The organism is Bulleidia extructa W1219 (genome assembly GCF_000177375.1).
GTDB classification, from domain to species: Bacteria; Bacillota_I; Bacilli_A; order Erysipelotrichales; family Erysipelotrichaceae; genus Bulleidia; species Bulleidia extructa.
Window position 1 is genome coordinate 321,845 of the sequence record NZ_ADFR01000002.1, and the last position, 16,762, is coordinate 338,606.

Annotated in this window: 17 protein-coding genes; 9 read left to right on the forward strand and 8 right to left on the reverse strand. The window is 33.8% G+C overall.

The features are described 5' to 3' along the window. Positions 1–13: 13 nt before the first annotated feature. Positions 14–1,531 (forward strand): bifunctional metallophosphatase/5'-nucleotidase, encoded by a 1,518-nt coding sequence (locus tag HMPREF9013_RS02135; RefSeq protein WP_006626729.1) that lies wholly within the window; start codon positions 14–16, stop codon positions 1,529–1,531. A gap of 152 nt (positions 1,532–1,683) precedes the next feature. Beyond that, positions 1,684–2,577, forward strand: a complete 894-nt coding sequence (locus HMPREF9013_RS02140; protein ID WP_006626730.1) for a hypothetical protein — start codon at positions 1,684–1,686, stop codon at positions 2,575–2,577. A 236-nt stretch (positions 2,578–2,813) separates the two neighbouring features. On the opposite strand, the gene HMPREF9013_RS02145 is transcribed toward HMPREF9013_RS02140, so the two are convergent. From HMPREF9013_RS02145 to HMPREF9013_RS02180, 8 genes are all read right to left on the reverse strand, one after another. Further along, a complete protein-coding gene (locus HMPREF9013_RS02145) occupies positions 2,814–3,386 on the reverse strand; it encodes a hypothetical protein (RefSeq protein ID WP_006626731.1) in 573 nt (190 codons plus the stop codon). A gap of 43 nt (positions 3,387–3,429) precedes the next feature. Continuing rightward, positions 3,430–4,443, reverse strand: coding sequence for a hypothetical protein (locus tag HMPREF9013_RS02150; RefSeq protein WP_006626732.1), 1,014 nt, complete (start codon positions 4,441–4,443; stop codon positions 3,430–3,432). Positions 4,444–4,532: 89 nt separating this feature from the next. Then, positions 4,533–5,210: a hypothetical protein gene (locus HMPREF9013_RS02155; protein ID WP_006626733.1), complete on the reverse strand. Its 678-nt coding sequence runs from the start codon at positions 5,208–5,210 to the stop codon at positions 4,533–4,535. 2 nt (positions 5,211–5,212) lie between these two features. Continuing rightward, a complete protein-coding gene (locus tag HMPREF9013_RS02160) occupies positions 5,213–5,509 on the reverse strand; it encodes an FtsB family cell division protein (RefSeq protein ID WP_006626734.1) in 297 nt (98 codons plus the stop codon). Between the two features lie 19 nt (positions 5,510–5,528). Further along, a complete protein-coding gene (locus HMPREF9013_RS02165) occupies positions 5,529–5,810 on the reverse strand; it encodes an RNA-binding S4 domain-containing protein (RefSeq protein ID WP_006626735.1) in 282 nt (93 codons plus the stop codon). Then, positions 5,797–9,225 (reverse strand): transcription-repair coupling factor, encoded by a 3,429-nt coding sequence (mfd, locus tag HMPREF9013_RS02170; RefSeq protein WP_006626736.1) that lies wholly within the window; start codon positions 9,223–9,225, stop codon positions 5,797–5,799. Before mfd ends, HMPREF9013_RS02165 begins: the two co-directional genes overlap by 14 nt. A 50-nt stretch (positions 9,226–9,275) precedes the next feature. Further along, complete coding sequence (gene pth, locus HMPREF9013_RS02175; protein ID WP_006626737.1) at positions 9,276–9,848, reverse strand: aminoacyl-tRNA hydrolase; 573 nt, start codon at positions 9,846–9,848, stop codon at positions 9,276–9,278. Continuing rightward, positions 9,845–10,672 (reverse strand): hypothetical protein, encoded by an 828-nt coding sequence (locus tag HMPREF9013_RS02180; protein ID WP_006626738.1) that lies wholly within the window; start codon positions 10,670–10,672, stop codon positions 9,845–9,847. Before HMPREF9013_RS02180 ends, pth begins: the two co-directional genes overlap by 4 nt. Before the next feature lie 75 nt (positions 10,673–10,747). Here HMPREF9013_RS02180 and HMPREF9013_RS02185 point away from each other — a divergent pair, with 75 nt between their 5' ends. The 7 genes from HMPREF9013_RS02185 (at position 10,748) to dnaN (ending at position 16,719) form a co-directional block, all read left to right on the forward strand. Continuing rightward, the gene (locus HMPREF9013_RS02185) at positions 10,748–11,506 is read left to right on the forward strand and encodes a M15 family metallopeptidase (RefSeq protein ID WP_006626739.1); all 759 of its coding nucleotides are present in this window, start codon (positions 10,748–10,750) and stop codon (positions 11,504–11,506) included. Between the two features lie 78 nt (positions 11,507–11,584). After that, positions 11,585–11,719, forward strand: coding sequence for a 50S ribosomal protein L34 (gene rpmH, locus HMPREF9013_RS02190; RefSeq protein WP_040333247.1), 135 nt, complete (start codon positions 11,585–11,587; stop codon positions 11,717–11,719). Between the two features lie 30 nt (positions 11,720–11,749). Further along, a complete protein-coding gene (gene rnpA, locus HMPREF9013_RS02195; protein WP_006626741.1) occupies positions 11,750–12,079 on the forward strand; it encodes a ribonuclease P protein component in 330 nt (109 codons plus the stop codon). 20 nt (positions 12,080–12,099) lie between these two features. Next, positions 12,100–13,011 carry a YidC/Oxa1 family membrane protein insertase gene (locus HMPREF9013_RS02200; protein WP_006626742.1) on the forward strand — a complete coding sequence of 304 codons (912 nt, stop codon included), beginning with the start codon at positions 12,100–12,102 and terminating at the stop codon, positions 13,009–13,011. Between the two features lies 1 nt (position 13,012). After that, entirely contained in the window at positions 13,013–13,633 is a 621-nt protein-coding gene (locus HMPREF9013_RS02205; RefSeq protein WP_006626743.1) for a Jag family protein, read from the forward strand. Between the two features lie 461 nt (positions 13,634–14,094). Then, a complete protein-coding gene (gene dnaA, locus HMPREF9013_RS02210; protein WP_006626744.1) occupies positions 14,095–15,456 on the forward strand; it encodes a chromosomal replication initiator protein DnaA in 1,362 nt (453 codons plus the stop codon). A gap of 141 nt (positions 15,457–15,597) precedes the next feature. Next, positions 15,598–16,719, forward strand: a complete 1,122-nt coding sequence (gene dnaN / locus HMPREF9013_RS02215) for a DNA polymerase III subunit beta (protein WP_006626745.1) — start codon at positions 15,598–15,600, stop codon at positions 16,717–16,719. Positions 16,720–16,762: the final 43 nt, after the last annotated feature.

A 16,762-nucleotide genomic window follows, 5' to 3' on the forward strand; every position in this document is an offset into this window, starting at 1 on the left:
GGATTTTAGATCTATGAAAAGAATTCGTATCTTAGCCACTTCAGACGTTCACGGAACCATCTTGCCAACTCAATATTCCAACGGTTTATCCGTTCACATAGGTTTAGCTCGTCTAAAGACTCTCATTGACTCTTTAAGAGATGATCATACTCTTTTAGTGGATAACGGAGACGCAATTCAGGGTTCTCCTTTAACCCGTCATCATTATCATTTTCACGCTGATGAAATCAATCCGATGACCAAAGCCATGAAGGAAATGCACTATGACTTTATCGGTCTGGGAAATCACGATTTCAATTATGGGCAAAAAGCCCTTCAAATCCACTTAACTCATGTGGAAAGCCCTTGTTTATGTGCCAATGTCAAAAAAGAAAATGTGCCAATCGGCTTGAGCTATGCTATCAAAGAGATAGATGGTATCCAATTAGCTTTTTTTAGCTTAGTGACTTCTTATACCCCTACTTGGGAAAGTCAAGAACATATCGAGGGATTGGAGTTTATAGATGCTTATGAAAGTGCTAAAAAAATAGTGGAATACCTTCAAAAATTCGAACAACCGGATTATATCATCTGTCTATACCACGGTGGTTTTGAAAGAGATCTCTCCAATGGTTCTTTATTAGAAGAAGATCGTGGAGAAAACCAAGGTTATCGTATCTTAAAAGAAATTCCTGGAATTGATGTGATGATCAGTGGTCATCAACATCGTTCTTTATCAGGAAAATTGTTTAATACCGTTTATACCCAAACCTCAGATAAAGGGAAAGAACTAGCTTTAATCGATATTTATCCGGAAAATCACCATATCGAAAGTCATATTCTGCCTAATGATATGTTGGCGGATGAAAAGATGATTCAATTGGTTGAAAAAGAAGAGAAGGAAACCCAGACTTGGTTAGATACGGTTGTCGGTCATTCCAAAGTGGACTTAACAATTTCGGATACTTTTCAAGCTCGCTTAAAGAAAGCTCCTTTGGTTACTTTCATCAATCGCATTCAACAAGAAACAACCGGAGCGCAACTTTCCAGTTCCTCTATCTATGATGGGGCAGTGGGCTTTCAAAACAAGATCACTATGAGAGATATCGTCTCTACTTATATTTATGACAATACCTTAGTAGTGAAAAAAATTACCGGAGCTCAATTGAAAGATTATTTAGAACAATGTGCTTCCTACTGGACCTTGAAGGGAAATAATATTGAAGTTTCACAAAACTTTATTTATCCAAAAAAGATGCACTATAACTACGATATGGTTGAAGGAATTGATTATACCATTGATTTAAGAAAACCAATTGGAGAAAGAATCACACAACTGGTTTATCATGGAAAAGATGTTCAAAAAGATGATGAATTCACCATTGCCTTAAATAATTACCGTGCCGCTGGAGGGGGAAACTTTGATATGTTGAAAGAAGCTCCTATCATTCAAAATAATGGTATTGATTTTGCGGATCTAGTCTCTTCGTATTTAGAAAAACATCCTGAAATTGATTTTGTTCCGGAAGATAATATCCATCTGGTCAAATAAAATCATCTCCATTAGAAACTCTCCTTATCTTTTTCGATGACCATTTTTATCCATAAGAAAAAAGGGTTCAATAAAAATTGACGAAAACCTTAGAGTCATTAGATAATAAACGCAGACGTTCAATCAAACATGGATTGAAGAAAGGAAAATTTATGGGCTTTTTTATCGCCGACTTGCTATTTTATCTAGCTACATTAGGATGCTTTATCGCTACTTTATTTGTCTACTTTCAGCTAGTGAAAGCAGTTAAAAAACACCGAGATGTCCCTATGTGGATGTATAAAATGGGACACGCTTTCAAAGCAAGAGGACCGGATTACTATGAAAGCATCACCGATTCTGTCGCTCTTTTTGAAGTGTATGTTTTTTTAGTGGCTTTTCTATTAGCTAATGTATTCGTTGTCGCTATTATATACCAAAAAAATCATAGTCTTCCTGCATCGATCTATCTTTGCTTTAAATATGAATTTGTGATTGTTGTCGCCATGCGATTACTTGGAACCTTATCAAAACTGGTTCTGGTACTCTTATCCCGTAAAATCAATTGGTTTAAGAAGACAGAAAATCAATTATGGAGTTCTCATTTTTACGCCTCAAGCAACGCTGTTCTTGGCATGATTTTTATGACCTTTTTCTTCTTATTACTCACCGTGAATCTGACAGGGGTTCCGGCCAAACCGCTTGAAGTTACCGTGGCTAAAAGTCGTATTGTAATCGGTAGCACAAAAGCTTCTGAGCTTTTGAAAGATGGGTTCCAGTTTACCAAAAAAACAAGGGATAAGGAAATCAAAAAAGAGGCTGATAGTGAAATCAGAAATAAAAGAAACGATCATTTTTATTATGGTGAACTGATGGAATTGGTTCGTGATGGGAAATCCTACGGAACGGTTAGTGTAACACCTAAATCCAAAGATACCGATAAACTCAAGGATTGTGTGATTACCTACTACAGCATTCATGCCGAAAACAACCAAATAAAAGAAGTTCAAATTGAAAACAAAGCGATCTCTACATTAACCTATGACGATTTTAAAAACAAAAATTAAAAGATCTCTTTTCTTTAGATCCGGCTGATCATAAAGAAACCAAAAGATCTTCTGACTTTCGTTTAGAACTTCAAACTTGTGACTATAGTCTATGGCCAAGATATACATTAATAGCTAAATTTAATGACGATAAGCCGTTTAAATATGAAGTCAGAGCACAACATACGATTTGGGAATAGACTTTCATTGATTTAAAATAATAACATATACACCAAAAAACAATTTAATATAATGACTTATTTTATTTTTCTCAAACGTACAAGAGAACTTAGCGTTCCATAGGTACTTCTATCATTTTCTAAGAACGGCTTCGTTTTTTCCACAAATTCTGTAAAAAATTGATCAAATTGTTCAATATCTTTTTCCGGATTTTTCACCAAATTAAGTCGATCACCTAAGCAGGAAATACCTATATTTCCTTCATTTGTTTTAATCATAAGGCCTCGTACTTCTAGATATGATCCAGATCGGTACTGGGCTTCTTTTATATCTTCAAAAGGGACTTTCCACACCCTGCCATCACTTTCTATGACCATTTCTGTTTCACCATTTTCTAAGCAAAACAGCTTTATTCTATGCCTGTTATGGTATTGAAACAGCGATAATATCCCGATACATTCCACATATAATACAACTGCAATCACAATAATTTTCAAATAATCTAAAATTGACGGTAACCGCCAATGCCTCAAAAAAACCAGCACCAAAATGAGTTCAAAACCAAGCAGGACCAAAAAAGTTAAAAGCCACGGAAAGCCAACTTTTTTACGAAGTACATCACTTTCTATTCCATTTACATCATATTTCATTTAAATCCTCCTGATAGTTCATTTTTTATGCCTTTATATTTTATTAGTTATCTTTTGGAATTTTACTACTTAACTCAAAGGAAGTGATATCATTTTGTTCATCAAAACGAATATAAGAATAGTACTCATTCCAAATCAAATCACTGCGAGTTGACCACTGGATGCCATAACATAGGTCTGTTTTGGATGTTGGATTTGAAGGAAATAACCATAGTTTCTTTCCAAAGGCCTTTCGGACAGTTTCTAATGTCAACTTAGAAAACAGATCCACCCCTTCAAATTGGTAAGAGATAGAATTTTTCCTTACTTCAGGAAGATTATCTTGATCCAATACAAAATAAGTGATTTTACAATCTTCTAACGCCACCTCTTTATTTTTATCTCCATAAACTTCAATCCCACCAATCACAACGCCATTTTTAACCAACAAATAAGGAGAACGAGCTACCGGATAAGAATGTTGCTTAAACTCTTTTTTAATCAAAACACTTCGATTGGCTGAATATTTTTCATATTCACCAGAAGAGAGTATTTCTGAATATTTAGAACTAATATGTTTTTCTTGTCTGATATAAATGTCAAACCCGTCTTTCATCATATCGCCAACCGTTGTTTTGGTAACAATCAGTTTCGTATCATTAATTTTCAAGGTTGGTGCTTTTTTAGGAATCCCAATAATGAGATAAGCCATCATTCCAAACATAAAAAATAAGAATGCTATAATCAACACCAGCATGGATCGACCGGTTCTTTTTCTAGCATTAAAAAGAGCCATGATAGGAGGTAGAATAATCAGTCTTGCTAAAATAGCGTTTCCACTTCCTCCTTTACTTAGGATAGGAATAATGGCTAAAATAGCGACCACAATCATAGAACCATACGTCACATATTCACCAATTCCCATTTTATCTGTCCGTGTTTGTTCATTCACTGAATGATCAATCAATCGTCTTCCATGCACGACCTTTTTCTTCATATAATAATAGAATCCAAAACCAATACCTATGTATACAATTCCCAAAAAAACAACCAATCCTATTAAATAAAATCTGCCCATTTACAGTTCTCCCATTAAATTCATTGACGAGTTCATTATACAAGATTTGCAAGTAAAAAGGATAGCCACTCTACCCGTGATTATCCTCTTTATTTGCTGTAATAATAAAAACTAAATGTACCTCCGGAAGTATAAATAGTGATGGTATATTGACCGGATTTCAATTCCGTTGTCGTCGATGTATCAAATGTCCCCGTTTTATTGAAGACTTCAATTTCTTTTCCATCTTCCTGTTTTGCGGTTACTCTTAAGCCTCCTTCTCCATTATGCTTTGCAAAGAAGACAATTCTCGATTTAACCTGCATTTCATACGTTTTATACACCTTTTCATTAGAAGTGATCTTTGGGTTTGAAGTTGACTCTTTCGCTTTTTTAGAGGTTGTCTTAAGACTGGAAGATTGCAACACATATTCCACATTCCTATCTAAATATTGAATTTCAAACTTCTTTTTTTCTCCTTTTAAGACATACTCTCCCCTCGCCGTGATAACCCCTTCTTTTTTTGTGAACGAGATTGACTTTTGATCCACCAAATTCACATCTCCACCAAATTCTTTTCTCAATTCCTGATTGATAAAATTGGTAACCTCGTTTCGATCAAAATACGTCACTATATTAGGAGATAAAGATTTCGTAATATCTTTCTCTTTTTTCAACGGCTCTTCGGTTTCTGCCTTTTTTTCCGGTTGCTCTTTTGGCTTTTCTTTTTTAGTACCACAAGCTACCAAGAGAAAACTAATCAATACAATTAAGCTTATTTTTTTCATCTTCATTTGTCCTTTTTCGGAATATAGAAAATTTGTTCACCATCTTTTGATAACATGTAGTTTGAACGAGCATAACTTTCCACGTAATCCGGGTCCTGTAATTTCTCTTTTTCCGAATTCAACTGATTGTTTTCATCCTTCACCTTTTGAAGCTTTTCCTTTGCATCCGCCAATTGAGATTTCAAGCTAAAATACGTGCGTGCTTGACCAATCACCTGTACCAACAAAAAGAGAATAACCCCTAAAAGAAAAAGCTTTGTGAGCGGTTTTAAATGTGCTTTCTTAACTTTCTTTGCCATGACTTTCCTCACCTTGAATTTAACACGAAATATCCTCTTCATCAAGACTTAGGCGTTTTTCAAAAACAACTTCATACATTTCCATGGCTGTTTCCTTTTTCACTTTTTCTTGAATAGAAAGAATTCGAACACCTAGGATTCTTGAGCCATACTGCACTTCTAAAATATCCCCTATTTTTACTTCATGACTTGGCTTAACAATCCTATCATTAATTTTAATTCTTTGATGAAGAGCCAGTTCTTTTGAAATCGTTCTTCTTTTTAATATCCGTGAAATCTTTAAAAATTTATCCACTCTCATGACGAATTGCCTCCTTCGCTAAATAGATAGCTTGTGTACCTATTTTCAAACTTTCGTTATTTGGAATCATGACCGTAATCGATCGGTTTAAATATTTCAATTGAATATCCTTTGATAAATCTGAATATAACGAGAACAATCGTATTCCATCCACCGATTGAGAAAATAAAGGACTAAAAGTAATTTCCGTTGCCTTATCGGTTTGCAGATAATGTTGCACATGATTCTCAGATAAAGCTATATCCAATGCCTTCTTATCAAAGATCATTTCTACTTCTTTTGGTAAACGACCATATTGATCTTTAATTTCCAACTTATAATCTTCCAATTCTTGCTGATGACATAGGGCATCTATTCGTTGATACAAGTCCAACTTATCAAAATCATCGGCCGCAAATCCTGTTGGAATATACGAAGAGACTTGAATATTGTTTTTGACTTTTGGTTCTTTCTTTTGAATGGGCTGATGGTTCCTTTTAGCTTCAATAGCAGCCTCCAACATTTCAATATAGAAATCAATCCCGACTGTATCAATGAATCCGGATTGTGAAGAACCTAATAAATCTCCGGCTCCCCGAATGGTCAGATCCCGCATCGCCACTTTATAACCAGAGCCCAACTTCGCAAATTCTTTGACCGCTTGAAGTCTTTTTTGGGCCACTTCCGATAATTGTTTGCGGTTTGGAATCAATAAATACGCATACGCTAAGCGATTGGAACGACCGACTCTACCTTTCATTTGATAAATTTGCGATAAACCAAAGTTTTGAGCATCTTCAATCAAGATCGTATTCACATTCGGAATATCAATACCATTTTCAATGATAGTTGTAGTAACCAAGATATCTATTTCTTGGTGATTAAAACGCCACATGATATCTTCAATTTCATCTCGTCCCAATTTTCCATGAACAACCCCAATACGGGCATCCGGAAGTTCTTTTTGAAGTGTTCTAGCTCTGTTGTAAATAAATTCAATATTGTTATAGAGGTAAAAAACCTGACCTTTACGAGACAATTCCTTTTGAATGGCATCTACAATTAAAGCTTGATTTTTTTCCACCACATACGTTTGAACTGAGTACCGATTCAAAGGAGGGGTTTCCAATTGTGATAAAGAACGAACACCGATCAATGACATTTGAAGTGTTCTGGGAATTGGAGTAGCACTTAAAGCTAGTACATCAACCCCATTTCTTAATTCCTTGATTTTTTCCTTATGTTCTACCCCAAAACGGTGTTCTTCATCAATCACCAATAAACCTAGATCTTTAAAATGAACATCCTTTGATAAAACACGATGTGTTCCAATAAGAATATCCACATTTCCTTTTTCTAAATCTTCTAAGATTTCTTGTTGTTTGTCTTTCTGCACAAAACGATCTAAAACTTCAATGCGAACCGCAAAATCTTTATACCGATTCTTAAAGGTTGAAAAATGTTGTTCAGCTAAAATGGTGGTTGGACATAAAACAACCACTTGTTTATGGTCAATAACAGCTTTAAAAGAAGCTCGAATGGATACTTCCGTTTTACCAAAACCAACATCTCCACAAAGCAAACGATCCATGGGCTTACTGCTTTCCATGTCCTTTTTAATTTCCACCATGGCTTTTTTCTGATCTTCCGTCAAATCATATGGAAAAGCATCTTCAAACTTTTTCGTTTCTTCGGTATCTTTTGAAAAAGCATACCCAATGTGCTGTTCACGAGATGAATATAAATTTAATAAACGAGTCGCTACTTCTTCTACGTTCTTTTGTAATTTAGTTTTAGTTTTTTCCCAATCTCCTGAACCAAGCTTATTTAATTTTGGAACAATCCCTTCTCGCGAAACAAATTTACGCACCAAACGAAATTGTTCTAAAGGAACCAGTAATTCTGAATTAGCCTTATAAATAATTCTCAAGAAATCTCGCTTGATATGGTTGATTTCTTTTGTTTCGATTCCCATATACTGTCCAACACCATAATTGGCATGAACTACATAATCTTTTGGTTCTAATTCTTGATAGGCATGAATGATTTCGGCATTACGAAATTTATTTTCATAACGACCCTTTCGATGATGCACTTCAAACAATTCCCTTGCCGTATACACCGCTACCTCTTGATCCGCCAAAAAGAACCCTTGTGACCAATCAGCTTCGTATAGATAAAGAGCCTCTTTTTCTATTTCTTCTTTTTCTTTCAAAAATCGGTATTCTATTTTTTCATGATCTAAGATTTCACGAATTCTTTGTATTTCTTTCTTATTTAAAACAAAGACAGTGACTCTCTGTTTTTGAGCTATTTGAATTCTTTTTTCCAAAAGTTCATTTGGAAGATACACTTCTTCTATATGGGATACAGGATCCCCATAGCTATCTCCATAATAACAACGAGATGCCGGCATACTTCTTTCTAAGTCATGCCATAAATCAAATCTAGGTAAAAGTTTATTTTCTTGCGCCATTTCCTGGATATAAGAAATCGTATCTTCTTTTAAGCGTTTAATGGCATCATTTACCAAAATTTCATCAGAAATAAAAAGTTCCGCATCTTCCATATAATCCCATAAACCCGCCATGTTAGGGACAAAAGCATAATATGGATACATACTCTTATCAAACAAATGAGCTTCCATCGCTTGAATGGTGGTCATCAATTCATCTTGAAGAAAAACATTAGGATTGCGCTCTAAATCTTGTTGGATACCTTTGCGGATATCGCCTATTTGATTAAAAGAGAAAAAGACAATGGAAGCCGGCACAATTTCCACCTCTTCAATTGTTCCAATCGTTCTTTGGATATTTTCATCAAAGAATCGAATCGACTCAATTTGTGTATCAAAAAATTCCAAGCGAATCGGATGATCATAATTGATGGAATACACATCCACAATCCCTCCACGAATTGCAAAACTTAAAGGTTGATCGACATGAGCTTGTTGGTGATAACCACTAGCCAATAATTTTTCCTTTAATACTTTTATGGACCACTCTTCATTGATTTTTAAATGAATGGATGCTTCTTTAAACTGACTAGGAAGTGGTAAAAACCTTAAATATGCCGAAGGACAAGTCACCACAATCTGATTGGGATGTTTCTGTAATGAAAACAAAGTATCGACCTGTTGAGCACTTAATTCCGGAGAAGAAGCGATGGCTTCAACCCGAAGACTTTCATCTGTTCCAAACAAAGAACATTCTTTCTCGGATAAAAAAGAAGTCAATCTTTCATAGAATTGCTGGGCAAGGTACAAATTGGATTTTAAAACGATCATTGGTCTTGGTTTTTGTTGATAAGAAAGTGCCATTAAAAGAGCCTCTTGAATCGTAGAAGAAATCGCAATGGGGGATTTCTTCTTTTGAATTTGTTCTAAGGCTTTATTTTCTTTCGTGATTTGAAATAACCAATGAGGTATCGACACCATGAAGACTCCTTTGCTTAGTGATTATACAATAAAAAGAAGAGTTCGTTTCATTAACCCTTCTTATTAAATCGATTCATAACCAAATCCATTGGCTCATTGACCCACTCATAACAAGCCTTCGCCGCTTGTTCAATGGTTTGTTGAAAAATAGCTTTTTCTTCCGGAAAGACGGAAGATAATACCCAATCAGGGACTTTTTCATGAACCCCTTTCTCACTATGACCGACACCCACACGAATACGAGCAATCATTTGACTATTGAGATGCTGCTGAATGGACTTCATTCCCTTTTGTCCTCCACTGGATCCTTTTTGACGAATCCGGAGAGAACCCACTTTTAAATCCATATCATCATGAATCACCAATATATCTTCCAAAGCCATCTTATAGAAATCAAAAACTTGGCGAACCGCTATACCCGATTCATTCATAAAAGTTTGTGGTTTCATTAGGATCACTTGTTCAGCACCAATACGAACTTGGCTGATCAACGCATTCCATTTATTTTGAGAAATATTCGTATGACATAAATGAGCTAACGCATCCATCACTAAAAAACCACTATTATGACGAGTTTGTTCATACTTTTTACCAGGATTTCCTAAACCAACAATTAATTTCATTTTTTATTCTCGTCTTGTGGATCCGTTAATTTTTCCATCACCATGGTTTCATTCATTGTTTCTTCTGAAGATTCTTCTTTTACTTCTTCTTTTGGCATTTGGAAACTGAGATGATTTAAGAAACGTTGTCCTACACCTAACGTATTAAAGTGATTGACGGTTTCCATTTGTGCCTTTAATCCTTCAATATCATTTTCTTCTTGAGCTATTTTTGCTAGAAGACTGGAACAAACGGATTTATAAACACTGATCATATTCTTGGAATAGGTCAATGTTTCATAGTCACCTTCTAAAATGGATTGATAGAAAGATTTTCCAAAATCCTCTTGTCCTTGATAGTATTTTTTAGCTTGTAAACCAAGTTGAACGACCATTTCTGAGGATAATTGTTCACTGATCGAAGATAATTTTTGAAATAATTCCTCCATCAGTTCCAGTTGGTTTTGACCATAAAGAATATTCGGAATGGATATATAAAGATAGAAGAAACTGTCTTCATTTTCTCCTATGGATGTTCCTTTATTGTGCTGAATTAACTTTTCCGGTTGTAATTTTTCAAGAACAGAACTAAATGAAGTTGTTCGACCATGATTAGCCGCTCCCCAAAGTTTTAAAACCTGTGTTTTTTGAAAAAATTCCACATTTTTATCACGAAACTGATCTTCTAAAGCTATGATTCTATCATTAAATTGATTTTCATCATCTACAAAGCGAATCACCTCGATTAATCCCTTTGTTTTCCCGTTCTTTTGGCTTAATAAAATAATGCGAATCATAAAATAAATGACCAAAGCCCACATAATATAACTGAATAATTTTGGCATAATGACGTATGTCCTCCATTTGTATTGATTTCTATTATACAGTACAATGACAAAGAACCAACATGAAGGAGTTTTATGTCTAATCAATCTAAGAAAAAAATGAATCTAAATGTCATAGCAAAAGCTGTGATTGTTTTGGGAGTTATTGTATTACTGGGATCTGTTTATGTGTTAAATAATCCCCAATTAACCAAACCGGCTATTCAACCAAAACAAGAAACCAATCCAAAAGATACACAAAAAATCACTTTACCGAATGAATTAACAGAAGCTAGTAGTATTACGGTTCTTGTGGATAAAACACATGGTTTGCCAAAGGATTATGTGCCGGCGAATTTGTCAAGTCCTTATTTAAACAGTACAGCTGATGTCATTCAATTAAGAAAAGAAGCAGCTGATCAAGCTAAAGCTATGTTTGAAGCCGCAAAAAAGGATAAAGTTCCTATGTTTATTACAGCCGGTTATCGTAGTTATGAGCAACAAAAAGATTACTATGAAGATCGGGTCAATTTATTGGGAGAAGCGGAAGCAAAAAAAATAACAGCGAATGCCGGTTTTTCTGAAAATCAAACTGGTTTAGCCTTGGATGTTACCGACAAGGCGGATGGTCATAATACCGTTTCTTTTGCGAAGACAAACACTTATAAATGGCTGGTTAAAAATGCTCATAAATATGGTTTTATTCTTCGCTATCCTGACAATAAAGAGACTATTACCGGTTATACTTCCATGCCTTGGCATTGGCGGTATGTAGGAGTTGATGTGGCTAAAAAAATGGTTAAAAAAGGTGGTGTTAATCTTACTTTTGAGGAATATTTTCAAACACAAAAGTAGTTTGACACTAGCCAATGTTTTGTCTATAATTATCTAGCAATGTTTTCAGTTATGTAAAAAAGTATTGGAGGTGGCATGATGAAGAGAACATACCAGCCAAGCAAAAGAAAAACAAAAGCTACCCATGGCTTTAGAGCTCGTATGTCTACTGTAGGTGGACGTAAAGTCCTTGCTAGACGTAGAGCAAAGGGAAGAAAGGTTTTATCTGCTTAAGTCACCTTGGGGTGACTTTTTATTTAGATTATGAAAAAAAGAAATCGAATTAAGAAAAAAGAAGAGTTTCAAGAGTTGATTCATCAAGGAAAGAAAAAAGTGAATCCTTCTTTTGTATTTTATTATCAAAAAAAAATGGAAGAACAAGCTCGTATGGGCATTTCTATTCCTAAGAAAATCGGTCATGCGGTACAAAGAAATTTATACAAACGTCAAATTCGGATGATGTTAGAAGGAATGATTCCTTTTGAAAATTATCCTTATGATGTTGTCTTGATTGTCCGATTTGCTTATCCGACCAAGAATTTTGAAGAAAATCAAAAACTATTGGAAAGAACTTTAATTAAAGATATAATTTAACCATTATACAAGGAGTCCTTATGAAATTATCAACAAGAATGAAAAAGCTACTTATGTTAGCTTTAGTGGTCACAGTACTTGTGACAATCAGCGGCTGTACTGTCCCACATGATGCTAAGGGTAATGTTATTTTAATTACCAACAATACAACTTTTCAATATATTTTTGAAAAAGAAAGTTGGTTTTCTGCTATCTTTGTTTGGCCATTGGCTTGGTTGATCAATCATTTATCTATGATCATTGGGGTTGGTGGAGCCATTGCATTAGTGACCATTGTCATTCATGCTTTATTAGCCGCTTTCACTTCAAAATCTCAAGTAGCTATGCAAAGAATGCAGTTAATTCAACCGGAGTTGAATAAGATTCAAAGAAAATATGAGGGTGTTTCCACTGATAGTGCTCGTATGAAGATGGTTCAGGAGCAACAAGCTTTAATGAAAAAATATGATGTTCATCCTGGTTCTATGATGCTGGTTCAATTTCTTCAATTTCCTATCGTTATGGCGATGTTCTTCGCTATTCAACGTGCGGAATCAGTTGCTAAGGGATCTTTCTTAGGTATGATTTTACAAGTAACTCCTATGAAAGGTTTACAACAATTGATTGCCGGAAATATGGCTTCTCTTAGCTATATTATCTTATTTATTTTAATGCTTGGATCTCAATTTGCTTTAATCAAATTACCTCTAATTTTACAAAAGAAAAAAGCGGAAGCAGAAGCGAAAAAACATCATCGTCGACCAGAAGAAGTTGGTGGTGGTAGTCAACAGGTGATGATGCAATACATGATGGTTGGTATGATTGCTATATTTGGTTTCACTTGGTTTTCCGGTATGTCTTATTATTGGTTTATTCGTAACATAGTAGATATTGTAAAAACGTTAATTGTTCAAAAAAAGATTGATGAACAAAAACCGGTCGGAGGTCGCTAATATGGAAATCTACCAAGGAAAAACATTAGATGAAATTTTAGAAACTGTCGCAAATGAACGTGGTGTTCTTGTAGATACTCTTCAGTATTCGATTTTATGTCAAAATGCACAAGAAACAAAAGCTTATATTTATGATAGCGAGGATATTAAAGAATTCTTATTTGATTACTTAGGTTCTTTCTTCACCGAAATTGAACTAGATATGGAAGTTTCCATCGAAGATTTAGGTGGTTCTTATCATGTGAACTTAAATGCTGAAAATAACGCTATTTTAATTGGCAAACAAGGAAAAACATTACAAGCGTTAAATTTTGTTGTTAAAGCAGCTATTAATGCTTTCTTTAAGCGCCGTATTGATGTCATGATTGATATCAATCACTATAAAGAAGATCGTTATGCAAAGGTTAAATCAATTGCTAAACGAGTGGCTCGACAAGTCCAACAAAGTCATGTCGATGCGGTTTTAGATCCAATGCCAAATGATGAGAGAAAAGTGATTCATAAAACCTTGGCTGATTGGGAAAGTATTTCTACTGAATCAGAAGGAGTAGGTACTGATCGTCATATTTGTATCCGTTATCATGAAGAAGAAGTGGAAGAAATTCCAAATATGTCTTTATAAAAGTATATCTGAATCGATATGCTTTTTTTAATAGACATAGCTGTTTCCATTTATAAATTAATTCTTATTTTTGTGGAAATCTATTTTTTAACCATCTATTATCCACATTTTTATACCACATTTTATTTTGCTACTTTTCCACAATTGTGGAAAAACGTTTAAAAGTTATTTTTTATTTGATTTTATCTACCTTTGTGATGTGTTGATAGTCTGGATAATTCAATTTATTTTTTGTTTTTTCCACTTATTTTTTTATTTTCCACAATAAAAATTATTTTCCACAACTTATCCCCACTATTATTTTGTGGAAATTGTGGAAAACTCTTTAAAACACCTCTATTACCTACTTTATCTGTTTTTATTAATTGTGGATAATTTATTTTTCCACATTTTTTCCTTTTTTTATTTATTATTTAAGGCTAAAATAATAAAGCTAACAATATAAAATTTAGGTGAACAGCATGACAGTACTACAAGACCAATCTCTTAAAAGAATTTGGCAGGAGATTATAAATGATCTTCATGATCAATCTGATTTAGAGGATATTTTTTTCAATACTTACTTAAATCCTTCTTATTTACATTCTTTTGATAACGAAAAGGCTATTTTAGTTGCTAATAATCTGATCTCTTTTAAATGTATTGAAACTTCTGCTTTAAAAGATATTACGATTCTTTTTAAAGCTCGTTATCAAGATTTGGAACCAAATTTTAAAGTTCAATTGGTACAACCAAAGGATATTAAAACGATGACTACTCCTCTGTTGGAAGATTATGAAACTAATTTCAGTTCCTCTACGATTCAAAAAGATCGTACCTTCGAAAACTTCGTTATTGGAGATTGTAATCGAGAATCACAAGCGGCAGCCTATGCGGTTTCTTTAAATCCTGGACAATTATGGAATCCTTTATTTATTTATGGAAATAGTGGTTTAGGAAAAACTCATTTATTAATGGCAATTGCTAATTATATTAAAAAACATCAACCAGAAAAAAAAGTTTATTATACAGAATCTACTAAATTTGTGGAAACAGTAGTTCATGCCTTACAAACAGGAACGATTGATGCTTTTAAACGTTATATGTACAGCTTAGATGTTTTATTGATTGATGATATCCAATTCATAGCCGGTAAAGAAAAATCACATGAAATTTTTTTCACCATCTATGAAGAAATGGTCAATAACAGAAAACAAGTTTGTATTACTTCTGATCGAGAACCAAAAGATATCAAAGATTTAGAAGATCGATTAGCCTCTCGTTTCTTAAATGGGTTAACCGTTGGGATTGATTCACCGGAATTTGAAACAGCCAGAGCTATCTTAAATCAAAAAATTAAAGTAAATGATAATTCCATTGATGAAGAAGGAATGAATTATATTGCTTCAAACTTTGCAGGAAATGTTCGTGAATTAGAGGGAGCTTTAAATCGAGTTTTATTCTATGCTATTCAATTTCAACCTAATGATGATGTGATTCATTTTGAAACGGTTATGCACTCTTTAAAAGCACAATCCTCTAAGACAATGAAATCTGGTTTAAATGCTAAAAAAATCATTCGTATTGTGGCAGATTATTACGGTTTGACCAGCCAACAAATTAAATCTAGAAATCGAACAAAAAATATTGCAAATGCTCGTCATATTTCCATTTTTCTCTGTCGTAAACATTTAGATTTACCTTATATTCGCATTGGAGAAGAGTTCGGTGGTCGAGATCATTCCACTATCATTTCAGCAATCACAAAAGTTGAAAAACAAATTAAGTCCGATCATATCTTTGAAAAAGCTATTCATGAGTTGGAAACTCAAATAGTTGATTAATCCACATTTTTTATCCACCATATATCCACTGTTATTTTTTTAAAAAAATGCAGTAAAATAAAGATGTTCATGACTTTTCCACTTTTCCACAGTCTTAATAAAAATAAAGTCATGATAATTAAATTATAAAAAGGAGCTATCATGAAATTTTCAATTAAAAAAAATCCGTTTGTCACTGCTTTATCAGAATTAAGTCATGCTGTTTCAACTAATTCTCCTCAACCTTCTTTACGAGGAATCAAGATTGAAGTGAAAGTTGATTCTTTAGTATTGACTTCCAGTGATGCCGATATTTCTATTCAGAAAAAAATAATATCTGATGAAGAAAATGATTTAAACGTACAAGAAGAAGGTCATCTTTTAATTGAAGCTAAATATTTATTGGAAATTGTACGTAAATTAGACAGTGATCATATTTTTGTTGAATCTATTGATGGAACGTATACTCAATTTAAAGGTCATCAAGCTTTATTTAAAATTAACGGTATGGCGGTTCATCAATATCCTGCAATTGATTTTAACAAGCCGACTATTGAAATTGAATTAGATAAAAATACGTTTTTAGATTTGATTGAGCAAACGGTTTTTGCTTGTTCTAAGCAAGAAATGAAACCTGTTTTAACAGGGGTTAATTTTGAATTAAAAAACAATCAATTGGTTTGTACGGCAACTGATTCTTATCGTTTAGCTCGTAAAGTGGTTGATTTAGATAGTCAAGATCAGTTTAATATTACGATTCCGGCTAAATCATTGAATGATATGAAAACAACAATCTTACAAAATGCTAAAGAATCTGTTTTCTTTTCCGTAGATCGTTCCAAAATTCAAATTCGAATTGACAATATGATTTTTCAAAGTCGTATTTTAGATGGAGATTATCCGGCAACAAGTCAATTGATTCCAACTCAATTTATAACAGAATTAGAAATGAATCGTCAGGATTTATTAAGAGCTATTGATCGTACCTCTTTCTTAAGAAGTGAAGATGTCAAAGAAAATCGTCTCCAGTTAATTAATGATCAAGCTATTTTAACCAGTCGTTCACAAGAAATCGGGGAATCACATGAAGAATTGATAGCTCAACATAGAGGAGAAAATTTGGATATTTCTTTTGATGGTTCTTATGTGATAGAAGCTCTTCGTGGTCTTCATGGAGAAAAAGTATTGGTTCAGTTTAAAGGAATGATGAAACCATTTATTTTAACTTCTATAGATGATCCTTCTACGATTCAGTTAGTTCTTCCATTAAAGTCAAATCACTAAGGTCTTAAAAAGGCTTAAAAACTAGGTTTTTAAGCCTTTTTAT

Bases quoted from the DNA above. Each gene is read 5' to 3' on its own strand.
- dnaN (WP_006626745.1), top strand. From the start codon at position 15,598: ATGAAATTTTCAATTAAAAAAAATCCGTTTGTCACTGCTTTATCAGAA.
- HMPREF9013_RS02160 (WP_006626734.1), bottom strand. From the start codon at position 5,509: ATGGCAAAGAAAGTTAAGAAAGCACATTTAAAACCGCTCACAAAGCTT.
- rpmH (WP_040333247.1), top strand. From the start codon at position 11,585: ATGAAGAGAACATACCAGCCAAGCAAAAGAAAAACAAAAGCTACCCAT.
- pth (WP_006626737.1), bottom strand. From the start codon at position 9,848: ATGAAATTAATTGTTGGTTTAGGAAATCCTGGTAAAAAGTATGAACAA.
- HMPREF9013_RS02200 (WP_006626742.1), top strand. From the start codon at position 12,100: ATGAAATTATCAACAAGAATGAAAAAGCTACTTATGTTAGCTTTAGTG.
- HMPREF9013_RS02140 (WP_006626730.1), top strand. From the start codon at position 1,684: ATGGGCTTTTTTATCGCCGACTTGCTATTTTATCTAGCTACATTAGGA.
- HMPREF9013_RS02145 (WP_006626731.1), bottom strand. From the start codon at position 3,386: ATGAAATATGATGTAAATGGAATAGAAAGTGATGTACTTCGTAAAAAA.
- HMPREF9013_RS02185 (WP_006626739.1), top strand. From the start codon at position 10,748: ATGTCTAATCAATCTAAGAAAAAAATGAATCTAAATGTCATAGCAAAA.
- HMPREF9013_RS02205 (WP_006626743.1), top strand. From the start codon at position 13,013: ATGGAAATCTACCAAGGAAAAACATTAGATGAAATTTTAGAAACTGTC.
- HMPREF9013_RS02165 (WP_006626735.1), bottom strand. From the start codon at position 5,810: ATGAGAGTGGATAAATTTTTAAAGATTTCACGGATATTAAAAAGAAGA.
- HMPREF9013_RS02150 (WP_006626732.1), bottom strand. From the start codon at position 4,443: ATGGGCAGATTTTATTTAATAGGATTGGTTGTTTTTTTGGGAATTGTA.
- HMPREF9013_RS02135 (WP_006626729.1), top strand. From the start codon at position 14: ATGAAAAGAATTCGTATCTTAGCCACTTCAGACGTTCACGGAACCATC.
- mfd (WP_006626736.1), bottom strand. From the start codon at position 9,225: ATGGTGTCGATACCTCATTGGTTATTTCAAATCACGAAAGAAAATAAA.
- dnaA (WP_006626744.1), top strand. From the start codon at position 14,095: ATGACAGTACTACAAGACCAATCTCTTAAAAGAATTTGGCAGGAGATT.
- HMPREF9013_RS02180 (WP_006626738.1), bottom strand. From the start codon at position 10,672: ATGCCAAAATTATTCAGTTATATTATGTGGGCTTTGGTCATTTATTTT.
- rnpA (WP_006626741.1), top strand. From the start codon at position 11,750: ATGAAAAAAAGAAATCGAATTAAGAAAAAAGAAGAGTTTCAAGAGTTG.
- HMPREF9013_RS02155 (WP_006626733.1), bottom strand. From the start codon at position 5,210: ATGAAAAAAATAAGCTTAATTGTATTGATTAGTTTTCTCTTGGTAGCT.